General features: G+C 73.0%; 12 protein-coding genes and 1 riboswitch. Of the genes, 3 read left to right on the top strand and 9 right to left on the bottom strand.

Features of this window, described 5'->3' with window-relative positions; all coding sequences use genetic code 11:
• Window positions 1-113 precede the first annotated feature (113 nt).
• The 3 genes from ABZ911_RS08305 to ABZ911_RS08295 form a co-directional block, all read right to left on the bottom strand.
• Window positions 114-839 (bottom strand): CHAP domain-containing protein, encoded by a 726-nt coding sequence (locus tag ABZ911_RS08305; RefSeq protein WP_358053251.1) that lies wholly within the window; start codon window positions 837-839, stop codon window positions 114-116.
• Window positions 827-965, bottom strand: a riboswitch (cyclic di-AMP (ydaO/yuaA leader). (Overlaps the previous gene by 13 nt.)
• A 426-nt stretch (window positions 966-1,391) precedes the next feature.
• Window positions 1,392-2,351, bottom strand: coding sequence for a Gfo/Idh/MocA family oxidoreductase (locus ABZ911_RS08300; protein WP_358053248.1), 960 nt, complete (start codon window positions 2,349-2,351; stop codon window positions 1,392-1,394).
• Between the two features lie 61 nt (window positions 2,352-2,412).
• Window positions 2,413-3,237, bottom strand: a complete 825-nt coding sequence (locus ABZ911_RS08295) for an aldo/keto reductase (protein ID WP_358053246.1) — start codon at window positions 3,235-3,237, stop codon at window positions 2,413-2,415.
• A 62-nt stretch (window positions 3,238-3,299) separates the two neighbouring features.
• Here ABZ911_RS08295 and ABZ911_RS08290 point away from each other — a divergent pair, with 62 nt between their 5' ends.
• Window positions 3,300-4,316: a hypothetical protein gene (locus ABZ911_RS08290; protein WP_358053243.1), complete on the top strand. Its 1,017-nt coding sequence runs from the start codon at window positions 3,300-3,302 to the stop codon at window positions 4,314-4,316.
• Window positions 4,313-5,482, top strand: a complete 1,170-nt coding sequence (locus ABZ911_RS08285) for a DUF6716 putative glycosyltransferase (protein ID WP_358053241.1) — start codon at window positions 4,313-4,315, stop codon at window positions 5,480-5,482. Before ABZ911_RS08290 ends, ABZ911_RS08285 begins: the two co-directional genes overlap by 4 nt.
• Before the next feature lie 7 nt (window positions 5,483-5,489).
• Here the strand turns inward: ABZ911_RS08285 and ABZ911_RS08280 are convergent, their stop codons facing one another.
• The 5 genes from ABZ911_RS08280 to ABZ911_RS08260 form a co-directional block, all read right to left on the bottom strand.
• Complete coding sequence (locus tag ABZ911_RS08280) at window positions 5,490-6,734, bottom strand: polysialyltransferase family glycosyltransferase (RefSeq protein ID WP_358053238.1); 1,245 nt, start codon at window positions 6,732-6,734, stop codon at window positions 5,490-5,492.
• The gene (locus tag ABZ911_RS08275) at window positions 6,731-7,711 is read right to left on the bottom strand and encodes a glycosyltransferase family 2 protein (protein ID WP_358053235.1); all 981 of its coding nucleotides are present in this window, start codon (window positions 7,709-7,711) and stop codon (window positions 6,731-6,733) included. Before ABZ911_RS08275 ends, ABZ911_RS08280 begins: the two co-directional genes overlap by 4 nt.
• Before the next feature lie 7 nt (window positions 7,712-7,718).
• Complete coding sequence (locus tag ABZ911_RS08270) at window positions 7,719-9,782, bottom strand: N-acetylneuraminate synthase family protein (RefSeq protein WP_358053233.1); 2,064 nt, start codon at window positions 9,780-9,782, stop codon at window positions 7,719-7,721.
• Between the two features lie 98 nt (window positions 9,783-9,880).
• A complete protein-coding gene (locus tag ABZ911_RS08265) occupies window positions 9,881-10,546 on the bottom strand; it encodes a response regulator (RefSeq protein WP_358053231.1) in 666 nt (221 codons plus the stop codon).
• Window positions 10,543-12,075, bottom strand: coding sequence for a sensor histidine kinase (locus tag ABZ911_RS08260; protein ID WP_358053230.1), 1,533 nt, complete (start codon window positions 12,073-12,075; stop codon window positions 10,543-10,545). The genes ABZ911_RS08265 and ABZ911_RS08260 overlap by 4 nt, the downstream gene beginning before the upstream one ends.
• A gap of 98 nt (window positions 12,076-12,173) precedes the next feature.
• Here ABZ911_RS08260 and ABZ911_RS08255 point away from each other — a divergent pair, with 98 nt between their 5' ends.
• Window positions 12,174-13,508 (top strand): cation:dicarboxylase symporter family transporter, encoded by a 1,335-nt coding sequence (locus tag ABZ911_RS08255; protein ID WP_358053227.1) that lies wholly within the window; start codon window positions 12,174-12,176, stop codon window positions 13,506-13,508.
• Between the two features lie 40 nt (window positions 13,509-13,548).
• Here ABZ911_RS08255 and ABZ911_RS08250 read toward each other — a convergent pair whose 3' ends face one another.
• Window positions 13,549-14,886, bottom strand: a complete 1,338-nt coding sequence (locus ABZ911_RS08250) for a HAMP domain-containing sensor histidine kinase (protein WP_358053226.1) — start codon at window positions 14,884-14,886, stop codon at window positions 13,549-13,551.
• Between the last annotated feature and the right edge of the window lie 78 nt (window positions 14,887-14,964).

Raw genomic sequence — 14,964 nt, 5'->3', positions numbered from 1 at the left:
CTCCCCGCCCCCCCCGGCCCCCCCGCCCCCGCGCCCCCGGCCCCCCCCGCCCCGCCGCCGGCCCCCCCGCCCGCCGCCGCGGCCGCCGCCGGGCGGAGGGGGGAGGGGGAGGGTCAGCCGCCGTAGGAGGGGTAGCCGTAGCCGACGACCTGGGACTTCGGACGGACCCGCTCCTCGACGGCGCCGTTGCCGGTGTTGCCCTCGATCGTGGTGATGGTGCCGTTGCCGTTGTCCTTCTGGACGAAGCCGACGTGCTGGATGGAGCTGATGCTCTTGCCGCCGTCCCAGGCGAAGAAGACGACCGCGCCCGGCTTGGCCTGGGTGCCCCAGCGGTTGTTGTTCTTGAACCACTTGGCGTGGGTCACGGTGTAGGCGTCCCAGCCCACCTGCGGGCGGGCGCCGGTGTGCTCGCCGACCCAGGACACGAACATCGAGCACCAGGCGGCGTTCAGGTACGCGGACCGGTTGCCGCCGTCACGGCGGACCGTCTCAGCGGCGCGCTGCGAGTCGGCGTACCACTTCTGGAACTTGGTGCCGCCACCGTTGGCGTTCTCCTTGGTGCCGACCTGCGCCTTGGCGAGCGCCAGCACGGAGGCCGCCGTGGGCAGGGCCTTGACCTGGGCCTTGGGCGCGGCCTTGACGGCCGACTTGGGGGCGCCCAGCGCGGCGACGTGCTTCTCGGGGGAGGGCGCGGGGTCGGCGTGGGCGGCGGCGTTGAACGGGATCAGCGATCCCGCCAGAACGGCTGCGCCGATGGCGAGCCTGGGGGCGGTGAACTTCGTGGCGCGGAAAAGACTGTGCTTGGCCATGATGAAGGGGGACTCCTTGCTCAGCTTCATGCCGCTTACCGGGTTAGCTGACGGGTTCGGGCGTGAAGCTGCCCTACGACACAGAGCGTGCCGATTCACCCCAGGTACTGATTGGGTCCCCGGTTCCGCGTGATGCGGATTCAGCGGTCACAGGTGGGAACCTGTGAGTGTTTGCAATGTCTGGCAATGTCCAGATAGACCGGACGTATGCCTCGAGTTCCTTGAAGGTAATACACCGGGCAAGACGCTGACAAGTTGCTAAACCCCCAGGTGGGGGGCACTGTCCAAGTCGATCTCGCCGAACTCGCCGGCCTTTCGGGTAGGGCCGGACACCCCGGACCATCGGCGCCCACGGGGATTAAGCCGCCCGCCGGACTTTCTCGATCAAGCGTTTCCGCGCCTGTCGAAGGCTGGTGGTCCTACCCGCAGAATTTTACCTTTGAGGGGGTTTTTCGCGGGTTTCGAGGGTGCAGTCCATAGATCGCATGCGCCAACTCTCTCGAAGCGCGATCACCGGCCTTTACCTTGCGCTGCGCCACACCGCGGGGGGCCTGGATGGTGACCCGGCTGCGAGGAGCGGGTTCAGACGGCGCCCAGCGACTGACGGGCCCGCTCGAGCTGCCGCATCATGTCCAGGCTCTCGTCCAGCGGCATGATCGCGCTCTCCGTACGGCCCTCGGCCAGGGCCGTGCGGACCTCCCGCAGTTCCCCGGCGTAGCCGTTGTCGGCGGGGTCCAGGAGGTGCTCCTCGGTCTCCATCGACGGCCCGCTGAGCACGAGCCGCGACGGCGCCCAGAACGGGGCGGGCAGGTCGGCCCGCATCTCGGTGCCGATCACGCAGGCCGCGTTGGCCATCGGGCTGACCAGCGAGGTTTCCAGCAGCGCCCGTGCGCCACCGGCGTACTCCAGCAGCGCGCCCGCCTCGGCGTCGACGCCCGACGGCCCGAGCGCGCCGGTCACGTGCGTCCGCGACGGCTCGCCGAACAGGAGCTGGGCCAGCCCGAACGGGTAGATGCCCATGTCGAGCAGCGCGCCGCCGCCGGTGGCCGGGTTCCACAGGCGATGCGCCGGGTCGTACGGCAGCACGTTCCCGAACGAGGCCTCCACCGAGCGCAGCTCACCGAACCGCTGCTCGCCGGCCACCCGCCGGATCAGCGGATTGAACCGCATCCACATGGCCTCCATCAGGAACACCCCGGCCTCGCGAGCCAGCCGCACCATGCGTTCGGCGTCGGCCACGCTGGCCGCCAGCGGCTTCTCGCACAGCACCGCCTTGCCCGCGGCGATCGCCGCCTCCGCCACGGCCAGGTGCTGGGCCTGCGGGGTGGCCACATAGACGACCTCCACGGTGGGGTCCTCGCACAGCGCGGCGTAGGAGCCGTGGGCGTGGGGCGCGCCCAACTTGGCGGCCAGAGCGCTCGCCCTGCCCAGATCACGGGAGCCCACGGCCGCCACCCGCATGCCCGGCTCGGCCGCGATCACCGCGCCCACGGCCCGCGCGATGCCGCCCGTCGCCGCGATGCCCCACGAAAGCTCTCTCACGCCGTCCTCCTCGAAGATCAGGGACAACAGGCTCGCGCGAGGCCGGCCCGCGCGTCAAACCTCAGCTCACGCGGTTGAAGCCGGCCGGGTCGGGGCCGAACCTGACGCCGGAGTTGAGCGCGCCGATCGCCGCCATGTCCTCGGGATCCAGGATGAACTGGAAGACGTCGATGTTCTCCTTGATCCGCTCGGGGGTGGTGGACTTGGGGATCACGATGGTGCCGAGCTGGATGTGCCAGCGCAGCACGATCTGCGCGGGCGTCCTGCCGTGCTTGGCGGCCAGCGTCGCCAGCGCCGGGTCGCCCAGCAGGCCCCTGCCCTGGCCGAGCGGGCTCCACGCCTCGGTCAGGATGCCGTTGGCCTCGTGGAAGGCGCGCAGCTCCTTCTGCTGGAAGTACGGGTGCAACTCGATCTGGTTGAGCGCCGGAGTGATCGAGGTCTCCTCCAGCAGCCTCCGCAGGTGCTCCACCCCGAAGTTGCACACGCCGATCGCCCGGGCCCGGCCGTCCTGGTAAAGCCTCTCCAGGCTCTTCCACGCCTGGACGTACTTGTCCTGGGCGGGCACCGGCCAGTGGATGAGGTAAAGGTCCACGTAGTCGAGGCCGAGCCTGGCCAGGCTCTCCTCGAACGCCTGCTCGGCCCGCCCGTGGTCGGCGTTCCAGAGCTTGGTGGCGACGAACAGCTTCTCGCGGCGCACATCCGAGTTCGCGAGCGCCCGGCCGACGCCCTCCTCGTTGTCGTAGAGCTTGGCGGTGTCGATGCTGCGATAGCCCGCCCGCAGCGCCAGCGTCACCGCCTGCTCGGCCTCGTCGTCAGGCACTCGCCACACACCGAATCCGAGCTGCGGCATGTGCACGCCGTTGGTGTTGAGCAGCAGAGAGTTCATGTCTCCATTGTTCACGCCCGGTTTTTCGCCGGTTAAGTCGGGCGGGTTAGCTTGAAGCGGTCGTGAACGGGTCATCACCGGGCGTGGACCATGAAGGCCGCAGCCGCGCCGGGGAGCAGGAGTCGGCCGTGGCCTGGGTGGAGTCACCACTGCAGCTGCTGTGCGCCGTCGAGGCCCACCACGCGGGCCTGTACGGCGCCCGCACGCTGGTCGTGCCGCGCGCGGGCCAGCGCTCGCTCAAGGCCACCCGCCGCGAGCTGCGCCGCCTGTCCCTGCCGGAGGGGCTGGTGGTGGGCGAGCCGCGCGAGCGGATGCCGCGCCGGGCCTGGTCGGCGGGCGACGCCTTCTCCGGGCAGGTGCAGCTCGGCTGGCTGCGGGCCGCGCCGCCGCGCATCGTGATCGTCGACGACGGGCTGGCCACGATCCGCCTGCTGGAGCTGCTCGCCGGGCGCCCCGGCGCCCCGTTGCTGCGCGCCAGGGCGACATCGGGGCCGCTGCGCGCCGGGCTCGGCGTGGCGGCGGGGCTGCGGCTGCGGCTGGCCGCCCGGCGGGGCAGGCTGGCGGTCTTCACCGCGCTGCCGGTGCCGGGCGAGCTGGCCCAGGCCGTACGGGAGCGGGGTGTGGAGCTGGTCGCGCATGACTTCGGCTGGCTGCGCGCGCAGCCGCTGAGCGGGCCGGGGCCGGTCGAGCGGACCGTCGTGCTCGGCACCTCCCTGGTCAGGAACGGGCTGGTGCACCGGGAACGCTACCTGGGGTGGCTGAGCGCGCTCGCCGCCGAGGAGCCGATCGCTTACTTCCCGCACCGCCGCGAGGACCCCGCCGACCTGGCGCTGATCGGGCGGCGGCCCGGCATCACCGTGCACGAGACGGGCGCGCCCGCCGAGCTGACGCTGCGCGGGCTGACCGAGGGGCAGCGGGTGCTCAGCCTGCCGTCGACCGCGATCACCTCGCTGCGCGTGCTGCTCGGCCGCCGCGGCGTCACCGTCGAACCCGTGGACGTGCCCGACGACTGGTGGACCAGCCGTGCGGCGCCCGACCTCCGAACCCACCTGCAGATGTTCTCGGGAGCAACCAGTTGAAGGTCCTGGCCGTGGCCGACTCCGACTCCTACCTGAAGTGGGCGGCCTGCCTGCTCGACGACCTGCCCGCGGCGACCGCCCGCGAGCTGGCGCTGGTCCGCACGCCCATCACGCCCTCGGCCGAGCAGGTCGCCGCCGCCGTCGCGGGCACCCGGGCGGGCGCGGTGCCGGTGCTGTCGGCCAGGGCGCTGCGGCGTGCGGCGGAGCGGATCAGGCCCGACGTGATCCTGCTGGCCTGCACCGGGCCGGTGGTGGACGTGCTGGCCGCCGAGGTGCTCGACGGCCTGCGCCCGCGCCCGGTGCTCGTCTCCGGCCTGCCCGGCATCTCGGTGCCCGCCACCGAGAAGGCCTGGCGCTTCCGCAGCGGCTGCGACCTGCTCGTGGTGCACAGCGGCCGGGAGGTGGCCGAGTTCACCGCCCTGGGCGAGAGGCTTGGCGGCGGCGGCGCGGTGGGCCTGGCCAGGCTGCCGTTCCTGCGCGGCGCGCCCGCGCCCGGCGGCGGCAGCCGGGTGGTGTTCGCCACCCAGGCCAAGGTGCCCGCGCGGCGCGAGGAGCGGGAGCGGATCCTGTTCGCCCTGGCGAAGCTGGCCGGGGAGCGGCCGGAGCTGGACGTGGTGGTGAAGCTGCGGGCGGTGGAAGGGGAGCGGCAGACGCACAACGAGCGTCACCCGTACGAGCGGCTCTGGCGTGAGCTGGGTGCTCCGGGGCGGCTGCGGTTCGTGGCCGGGCCGATGCACGAGCAGCTCGCGGGGGCGGCCGGGTTCGTGACGGTGAGTTCGACGGCCGCGCTGGAGGCGATCGCGCAGCGGGTGCCGCTGCTGGTGCTGTCGGACTTCGGGGTGAGCGCCGAGACGATCAACCTGGTGTTCGAGGGCAGCGGCACCCTCGGCACGCTCGACGACCTGGCGGCGGGCTCCTTCCGGGTGCCCGCGGCGTCGTGGTGCGCCGACAACTACTTCCACGACCGGGCCGAGGATGACTGGGTGGCGCTGATGACCGCGCTGGTGATCGGCCCGCACACGCCCGCCCGCTCGCTGCTCGACGGGCCCGAGCACGTCGCCGCCCGGCGCAGGGCCAGGCTGCGGGTGGAGGTGCCGCCGGGGATGCTCAAGGTCGGCTACCGGGCCAGGCGCCGGATGCGCCGCTACCTCCGGGTCCTGAGCTGAGGCGAGCTCAGCGGGTCAGGCGGCGGCGCAGGCGGGTCAGCGTTCCCGGGCGTTCGGGGGCCGGCAGCAGGCCGAGGGCGGTCAGCCGCTGCCGCTTGAAGTAGCGCGCGGTGCCGTGCCGCTCGATGAACGCCTCGGCCCACGGGCGCAGGTCGGGGTGGGCGTCGGCCTGCATGCAGTAGCCGACCGCGCGCACCAGCGCGTTCGCGTCCAGCGGCGGCGGCTCCGCACCCGACAGGCGCGGCAGCAGCGCGTCGGCGAGCGTGGCCGGCACACGGTTGCTGTTCTCGTACGGCGTCAGTCGCTCCAGCACCAGCCCCGTCCCGGCCGTGGCCACCGGCAGCCCGAAGAGACGCCCCGCGGTGAGCAGCCCGGTGGAGAAGCACCCGGCGACCAGCGCGGGCCGCAACGCGGCGAAGCACACCTCGGCGGGCACGCTCTCACCGGCGACCGTCAGCCGCACCCCGAGCCGCTCGGCCTCGGCCCGCACGAGCTGCGTGTGGCGGCGCCCGGCCGCCGGGTGCGGCTTGAACACCACGCGGGTGAAACCGCGCTCGGCCACGCCCTTCAGCAGGTCGGCGTGCAGCCCGGCCTCCTCCTCGGGGGTGACGATGTCCAGCGACGACAGGTACTGCCCGAGGATCACCGCGTCGGCCGCGGGCAGGTCCGGCGCGGTCTGGGACACCTGCTCGACCACCTCCAGGAACGCCTCCTCCGGCAGGACCGACGCGGCCACGCCGTACTCGCGCAGCAGCAGCGGCTCCAGGCCGGGCACCAGGTCCAGGTGGAGGAGCCGGGTGATCCGGCGGAAGATCTCGGCGGGCAGCGGGTCGCGGGTGGGGCCGTAGCTCATCAGGCCGTCGGAGTAGACCGTGATCGGGCAGTCGCGGACCAGCCCGGCGATGGTCCGCGCGGGCGGCACCGCGATCGACTCGACGACCAGCTCCTCGACCTCGCCCAGCTTCAGGTGGGCGGCCAGCAGCCTGCCGGTCATCGGCACCTCGATGATCCGGGCCCGCCACTCCGCGGGGTGCAGCGGCGCGATGATCTCGTTCCACGAGTGCACCTCGTCGAAGCACGGGCGCAGCGCCGCGAAGCCCGGCGTCCCCTCCAGCGGGACGGCCACCTCCGGGATCGCCGCGTTCGACGACACGATCAGCACCCGGCGGCCGTCGCCGAACAGGCCCGCGTCGATCGCGGCGGCCAGCGACATCGCCCCGAACAGCGTCGAGGCGTAGAAGACGGTGGTCACGCTTCCTCCCTGTCGCGCCGCGGGCGCGTGTGCGGGCCTACCGGGATCTCGGGCACCAGGGCGCGCAGCACCCGCTCGCGCTCCTCCGCCATGCGCGGCACCGCGTCGGCCACCAGCTCGGCCGGCAGGCCGCGCACCATGCTCGCGCCGCGCTCGGCGAAGCGCTCCCGCAGCCCCGGCGGGAAACGGCCGGACAGCTCCAGGTGGTGGGCGAGCAGCGCGCAGAAGTTACGCACGGCCTTGGGCAGGTACTCCTCCTCCACCTCCTTGAAGACCAGCTCGAAGGCGTCGAAGAAGTGCAGCTGCCGCTCGTCGCCCACCTGGGTCAGCGAGCCGGCCACCTGACGGCGGTAGAACAGCCCGGCCAGCGACACCACCGCGAACGAGGCGGCCAGCCGGTGCAGCCGCCAGATCCACGGCCGGTCCTCGGCGGTGTGCAGCGAGCCGGGGAAGCGCAGCAGGTCGCCCAGGGAACGCCGGTAGACGCCCGCCCAGGCGTACGGGTAGTCGACCATGGTGCGCACGTCCGCGGGCAGGATGCCCTCGCGCGGGTCGCGCACCGAGTTCCGCCGCGCCAGCGGAGCCCGGTGCACCACCCGCTTTCGCCCCTCGACCTGCACGTGGTCGACGCGGACGAAGTCGCAGCCGAGCCCGTCGATCGCCTCGACGAGCCTGGCCAGGTAGCCGGGGGCCAGCCAGTCGTCGCCGTCCATGAACGTGACGTAGCGGCCCGAGGCCAGGGACAGGCCGAGGTTGCGGGCGTCGGCCAGGCCGACCGGCGCCGGGTTGCGCAGCACGGACAGGCCCGGCAGGTCGCCGTGGAAGTCCTCGACGACGCTCGCCGTGCCGTCCGCCGAGCCGTCGTCGACGACGAGGAACTCGAAGTCGCGCCTGGCGTTGCGCACCAGCGAGGCCAGCGCGTCGCCGATGAAGCGCTCACCGTCGCGCACCGGCACGACCACCGACAGAGTGATCAACGGCCGGTCAGACGGTGATGCGGCGCAGGCGGGCCTTGGGGGCCTCCTCGCCGGGGAAGACGCGCTTGACGCCGTCGCCCATGGCCTGCTCGATGATCCGGATGTCGCGCACCAGGTGCTCCAGCCCCGCCGGTTCGAGCGAGGCGGCGTGGTCGGAGCCCCACATGGTCCGGTCGAGGGTGATGTGCCGCTCCACGGCGACCGCGCCGAGCGCCACCGCGGCCAGCGAGATCTGCAGGCCCCGCTCGTGCCCCGAGTAGCCGACGGGCACGCCGTACCGGTCCTTGAGGGTGGCGATCGTGCGCAGGTTGGCCTCCTCGGGCGGCAGCGGGTACGTCGAGGTCGCGTGCATCATGATCAGGTTGCCGGTGCCGAGGATCTCCACCGCGCGGTCGATCTCCGAGAGGGTGGACATGCCGGTCGACAGGATGAGCGGCTTGCCGGTCGCGGCGAGCGCGCGCAGCAGTTCGTGGTCGGCGACCCCGGCCGAGGCGATCTTGTGTACGGGCACCTCCATCTCCTCCAGGAAGTCCACCGAGGGGACGTCCCAGGGCGAGGCGAACCAGTGCAGCCCCCGCTCGTCGGCGTACTTGGCGATCTGCCGGTACTCGTCGTGGCCGAACTCGGTGCGCTCCTTGTACTCCAGGTAGGTCATCTCGCCCCACGGCGTCTGCCGGAGCTGCGAGCGCTGCGCCACCGGCACGCAGATCTCCGGCGTACGCTTCTGGAACTTCACCGCCTGGCAGCCCGCGTCCGCCGCCACGTCGATCAGCCGGCGCGCCAGGTCGAGGTCCCCGTTGTGGTTGATGCCGATCTCGGCGATCACGTACACCGGCTCGCCGTCGCCCACCGGCAGCTCGCCGATCGCCACCGGCGGCGCCCCGAACCGCAGCGTCGGCGCCGACTCGGGCACCGCGACGGGCGCGGGCTCCGGCCGCGCCGCCACGACCCGGTCGCACAGCTCCCGTACGGCCCCCGCCCCGCCCGGCCGCGTCAGCACCACCCGGGCCGCCGCCCGCACCCGCGGATGCGCGTCCGGCACCGCGACCGGCCAGCCCACCTCGGCCATCGGCCCCAGGTCGTTGACGTCGTTGCCCACGTAGGCGACCCGCGCCGGGTCCAGGCCCTCGATGGTCAGCCAGTCGCGCAGCACGGTCCGCTTCTCCGCCAGCCCCTGCAGTACCGGCACGCCCAGCTTGCGGGCGCGGGCGGCCACCACGGGGTTCTGCTCGGTCGACATGACCAGCAGTTTCACCCCGGAGCGGCGCAGCAGCGCGATGCCCATCCCGTCCGAGCGGCTGACCAGCACCATCTCGCGGCCCTCGGAGTCGACGTAGGCGCGGTCGTCGGTGTGCACGCCGTCGAAGTCGGTGATGACGGCGTCGACGTCGATCGGCTCGGGCTCGTCGACGAACGGGGCGAGCGCCCGGACGAGCTCCAGGTCCTCGGGGTCGTCGATCTCGACGGCGTGCCTGGCCGGGACGGGCCGTACGGCGACCGTGCCGAAGAAGCGGTGGCCGTGGGCGCGCAGTCCCGCCGTGCGCATGACGTAGAAGGCGCCGGTCTCGCGGAACTGCGGCTCGCGCTCCTGGCGGAGGGGACGGGCGGCGGGGTCGTGGTTGACGCCGCTCAGCGGTTCGGGCGCGGCGCCGGTCCACAGGAACTCGTGGGTCGGCAGCCCGGAGAAGACGACGTCGGCCTCGCCGTCGGCGACCTGGCGGACCGCCTCGGACAGGTCGGCGGGGTCGATGAACGCGCTCGTGCACTGCACGAGGACGACGATGTCGGGGTCGGCGCCGAGCGTGTCGAGCGCGTGCAGGACCGCCGACTCGCTGGAGGCGGTCGCGCCGCTCAGCTCCTCGGGGCGGTCCACCACGGCGGCCCCCGCCTCGCGGGCGGCCCTCGCGATCCCCTCGTGGTCGGTGCTGACCACGACCTCCTGGACCGCTTCGGCCCGCACGCACGCCCGGACCGCGCGGGCGACGAGCGGCAGGCCGCCCACCGGGGCCAGGTTCTTCAGGGGTACGCCCGCCGAACCTCCGCGGGCGGGAATGACGGCCAGGACTCGCAAGGTGTACTCCTCAGTGCTTTGAGCAGGATGTTTCGCAAACTAGCCACGCGATCCGACCCTGCCGGGGTGCCTGAGCTGAACTCCCCGCGTCACTCCTGTTAACTTTCCGCGCGCACCCGGTACACCAGCTCCGGCCTGCCCACCCCGCCGTACCTCGGCACCCGGTCGGCCACGCCCGCCTCCGTCAGATGTTCCAGGTAGCGCCGGGCGGTGACCCGCGACACCCCGATCGCGGCGCCGACCGCCTGCGCGGACATGCCGTCCGGCCGCTCGCGCAGCCGGGCGACGACCGCGTCGAGCGTGTCCTGGGTCATCCCTTTGGGCAGGTCGGAGCCGCCGCGCAGGGTGGCCAGCGCCCGGTCCACGTCGCCCTGCACGCTCACCTGGCCCTCGGTGGACCGGAACGCGGCGTAGCGGGCCAGCTTCTCCTTCAGCGTCGCGAAGGTGAACGGCTTGAGCAGGTACTGCGCGACCCCGGCGGACACGGCCGAGCGGACCATCGCCAGGTCGCGGGCGGAGGTGACCACGATGACGTCGCAGGCCAGGCCGGCCGCGCGGACCGCCCGGCACACCTCCAGGCCGTGCATGTCCGGCAGGTACAGGTCGAGCAGCACCAGGTCGACGGGGTCGCGCCGGAGGAAGCGCAGGGCCTCGCCGCCCGACCTGACCACGCCCGCGACCTCGAAGCCGGGCATCCGCTCGACGTAGACCCGGTTGGCCTCGGCGGTGATCTCCTCGTCCTCGACGACCAGCACGGAGATCATCGGGCCGCCTCGGCGGCGGGCAGCGGGAGCCGTACGGTGATGACCGCGCCGTCGTCGTGCCCGACGTCGATGCGTCCGCCGAGCCTGCGCACCGCCTGGCCGACCATGGCGAGGCCCAGGCCGCGGCCGTCGCCCTTGGTGGTCCAGCCCTTCCGGAAGGCCTCCTCGTCGCGCAGGCCCGGCCCGTTGTCGGCGACGCGGACGACGAACTCCTGGCCGGTCGCCCGCAGCAGCACCTCCACCCGGTTCGCGGCGGCCTCCACCGCGTTGTCGATCAGGTTGCCCACGATCGTCACCAGGCTGCCCTGGTCGAGGGCCAGGTCGCCGAGCTCGCTGTCGGGGCTGATCGCCAGCTCCACCCCGCGTTCGGCGGCCTCGGCCGTCTTGCCGAGCAGCAGCGCGGCCAGCACCGGCTCGCGGACCGAGCCGACCACCCGGTCGGTGAGCTCCTGGGCGGCGCGCAGCTCGGCGGTGCCGAAGGCGACGGCCTGCTCGCCGCGGCCCAGCTCGACCAGGGTGATCACGGTGTGCAGGCGGTTGGCGGCCTCGTGCGCGGCCGAGCGCAGCGACTCGGCGAAGCCCCGCTCGGCGTCGAGCTGCCCGGACAGCGTCTGCAGCTCGGTGTGGTCGCGCAGGGTGACGACGGTGCCGAGCGCGCTGGCCGCGCTGTTGACCACGAGCACCCGGTCGCCTGCCAGGTGGATCTGGTCGGCGCCGGGCTCGCCTCCGGCCAGCAGCGCGGCCAGCGCCTCGGGCAGGCCGAGGCCGGTGACGTGGCGGCCCTCGGCGTCGGGGGGCAGGGTCAGCAGCATGCGGGCGCCGTCGTTGCAGAGCGTCAGCGTGCCGTCCTGGCCGATCAGCAGCAGTCCTTCCCTGACCGCGTGCAGGATCGCGTCGTGGTGCTCGTGGATGCGGGCCAGCTCGGCCGGGCCGAGGCCGTGCGTCTGGCGGCGCAGCCGCGCGCCGACCAGCCAGGTGCCGGCCGTGCCGACCGTCAGGCCGAGCAGCGCGATCAGGCCCGACCCGGCGAGCTGGTCGCGCAGCCTGGCGCTGATCCTGTCGATCGTGATGCCCGCGCTGACCAGCGCCACCACGCCGCCCGGCGCCTGCACCGGGGCGACCGCGCGGACGGAGGGCCCCAGCGTGCCGGTGTAGGTCTCGGTGAACGTCCTGCCCGCCAGCGCCTCGGCGGTGTGACCGAGGAAGACCCCGCCGATCCGCGCCGGGTTGGGGTGGGTGTAGCGGCGTCCGGCCGGGCTCATGATGGTGACGAAGTCGATGCCGGTCCGCTTCCTGACACTCTCCGCGTACGGCTGCAGCGTCGCCGTCGGGTCGGCGTCGCCGAGCGCGGCCACCACCTCGGGCGCGGCGGCCACGCTGCTCGCCACCGCCCTGGCCACCCCCGCCGCCTCGTCGGTGAGCAGGTCGTGCGCCTGCACCACCGCCAGCACCGCGCCGCCGGTCACCGTGACGGCCACCACCGCGAGCTGCAGGAACAGCATCTGGCGGGCCAGGCTCCACTGCCGCACAGCGCCTCCTTCCGTTTACAGAACTTACGCAATAGTGACCTGGGTCACGTCGCAGCGCATAGTCGCACAACCGACGTTCCCCCGCCTCAGGAGCCCCCATGTCACGGGACCGCACGCGATACCTCTATCTGGCCGTCATCCTGGCGGTCCTGGCTGGCGTGGCCATCGGCCTGGCCTGGCCGGACGTCGGCAAGGAGCTCAAGCCGCTCGGCACCGCGTTCGTCGCGCTGATCAAGATGATGATCAGCCCGATCATCTTCTGCACGATCGTGCTCGGCGTCGGTTCGGTCACCCAGGCCGCCAAGGTGGGCCGGGTGGGCGGGCTGGCGGTCGGCTACTTCCTGGTCATGTCCACCGTGGCGCTGGCCATCGGCCTGGTCGTCGGCAACCTCATCGACCCCGGCGCGGGGCTGCAGCTCACCGACGCGGCCAAGCAGGCCGCCGAGGCGGAGGCGGCCAAGGGCGGCGAGAGCGACACCACGACGTTCCTGCTCGGCATCATCCCGACCACGCTGGTCTCGGCGTTCACCGAGGGGCAGGTGCTGCAGACGCTGCTGGTCGCGCTGCTGGCCGGCTTCGCCCTGCAGGCCATGGGCGGCAAGGGCGCGCCCATCCTGGCCGGGGTCGCGCACATCCAGCGGCTCGTCTTCCGCATCCTCGCCATGATCATGTGGGCGGCGCCGGTGGGCGCCTTCGGCGCGATCGCGGCCGTCGTCGGCGCGACCGGGCTGGACGCGCTCAGGAGCCTGGCCGTCATCATGCTCGGCTTCTACGCCACCTGCGTGCTGTTCGTCGCGGTCGTCCTCGGCCCGCTGCTCTGGCTGGTGGCCCGGATCAACCTGTGGTCGCTGCTGCGCTACCTGGGCCGCGAGTTCCTGCTGATCCTGTCCACCTCCTCCTCGGAGTCGGCGCTGCCCCGGCTGATCGCCAAGATGGAGCACCTGGGCGTCTCCCGGCCGGTGGTCGGCATCACCGTCCCGACCGGCTACTCCTTCAACCTCGACGGCACCGCGATCTACCTGACCATGGCCACGCTGTTCGTCGCCTCGGCCACCGGCTCGCCGCTGGCCCTCGGCGAGCAGATCTCGCTGCTGCTGTTCATGATCATCGCGTCGAAGGGGGCGGCGGGCGTCACCGGCGCCGGCCTGGCCACGCTGGCCGGCGGCCTGCAGTCGCACCGGCCCGAGCTGGTCGACGGGGTCGGGCTGATCGTCGGCATCGACCGGTTCATGTCGGAGGCGCGGGCGCTGACCAACTTCGCCGGGAACGCGGTGGCCACCGTCCTGGTCGGCACCTGGACCGGCGAGTTCGACCGGGAGCGGGCCGCCGGGGTGCTGGCCGGGCGCGTCCCGTTCGACGAGGCCACCCTCCTGGACGAGGACGACCGGCCGGAGCCGCCCGCCGCGCCCGACCGCGAGCTGTCCCAGGTCTGACCCGCCCGCCCGCGCCCCTCTCCGGGGCGCGGGCAGCCCGTCACACGGCGGGCAGGCGCAGGACGAAGCGGGTGCCGATGGGGCTGTCCTCCACGCGGATGACGCCCCGGTGCGCGATCGCGACATCCCTGGCGATGGCCAGGCCGAGGCCCGTGCCTCCGGCGTCGCGGCTGCGGGCGGCGTCCAGGCGGGTGAACCGCTCGAAGATCCGCTCCCGGTCCTCCTCGGCGATCCCGGCCCCGTCGTCCTGGACGGTGAGCACCCCGAACCCGTCCTCCAGGTTCACCTCCACGCAGACCGAGCTCTCCGCGTGCCGCTGGGCGTTGTCGAACAGGTTCGTCAGCAGCCGCAGCAACTGCATCCGCACCCCTTCGACGATGACGCCCTCGGCCAGCGCGGTCGCCACCGGAATCTTGTCGTGCCGCTCCGCCAGCTCCTCCCGTACCAGGTCGGCGAGGTCGATCCGTTCCTTGGCCACGTCCACGCGGGAGCCGATCCTGGCCAGCAGCAGCAGATCCGTCATGATCGCTTCGAGCCGGTCGGTGTCGTGCAGGGCGCTCTCCACCAGCGACTCCAGGTCGGTGTCGTCGGGGTAGAGCTGGGCGCTCTCCAGTTGGGCGCGCAGCCCGGCGATCGGCGTGCGCAGCTCGTGCGAGGCGTCGGAGGCGAACTGCCGCTGCTGCTCGGTGGAGCGCTCCAGCCTGGCCAGCGTCCCGTTGATCGACCTGGCGAGCTGGGCCACCTCGTCCTCGCCCGGCGGCACGCTCACCCGGCGGCTCAGGTCGATGGAGTGCACCTCCTCGAGCTGGGCCCGCATCGCCGCCACGGGGCGCAGCGCCCGGCCGGAGACGATCCAGGTCATCCAGGCGACGAGCGCGATCAGTAGCACCACCTGGATCGCGACCGCCAGCTCCAGGCCGTCGCTGGACAGCACGGCGGGGGTGGGCTTGGCGGCGTAGACCACGGGCGAGCCGGGATCGTCGCTGACCCGGAGGGCGGTCAGATGAACGCACTCGGGCGGGAGGCAGGACGTCGTCTCGGCGGAGTGGTTCGTGCCGGACGGCCACACCTCGCTCAGCGGCGGCAACTCCTTGGCGGCGTTGCTGGAGGCGATGACCTCGCCCCCTGGCCGCACCACCTGCAGCAGGTCGACCGAGGGGACGGTCAGCGGGAGTGTGCCGCCGGGCTCCTTGCCCGCGCGGACCCGCTCGACGATCGCCTCGGCGGCGTGGCGGGTCTCGTGCCACAGGTTGGCGGTCAGCACCGACCTCACCACGGCGACCACCCCGATCCCCGTCGGGATGAGCACGATCGCCGCCATGGCCGCGGCGATGAGCGTGACCCGCCCGCGCAGGGACATCGCCCATATGCGCTTCACGCCCCGAGGTTACTCACTGCGATCTCGGCGAAATGTCGGAGAATCGGAAAGGTTGCGTCATCCTTCCCGAGGTGTCGC

It is taken from the genome of Nonomuraea sp. NPDC046570 (genome assembly GCF_040645915.1).
Taxonomy (GTDB): Bacteria; Actinomycetota; Actinomycetes; order Streptosporangiales; family Streptosporangiaceae; genus Nonomuraea.
Note: the sequence above shows the minus strand (reverse complement) of the source record. Positions and strands in the feature narration are given on the sequence as shown.

Excerpts from the sequence above, each read along its gene's own strand:
- ABZ911_RS08305 (WP_358053251.1), bottom strand. The coding sequence starts at position 839 with ATGAAGCTGAGCAAGGAGTCCCCCTTCATCATGGCCAAGCACAGTCTT.
- ABZ911_RS08295 (WP_358053246.1), bottom strand. The coding sequence starts at position 3,237 with ATGAACTCTCTGCTGCTCAACACCAACGGCGTGCACATGCCGCAGCTC.
- ABZ911_RS08265 (WP_358053231.1), bottom strand. The coding sequence starts at position 10,546 with ATGATCTCCGTGCTGGTCGTCGAGGACGAGGAGATCACCGCCGAGGCC.
- ABZ911_RS08255 (WP_358053227.1), top strand. The coding sequence starts at position 12,174 with ATGTCACGGGACCGCACGCGATACCTCTATCTGGCCGTCATCCTGGCG.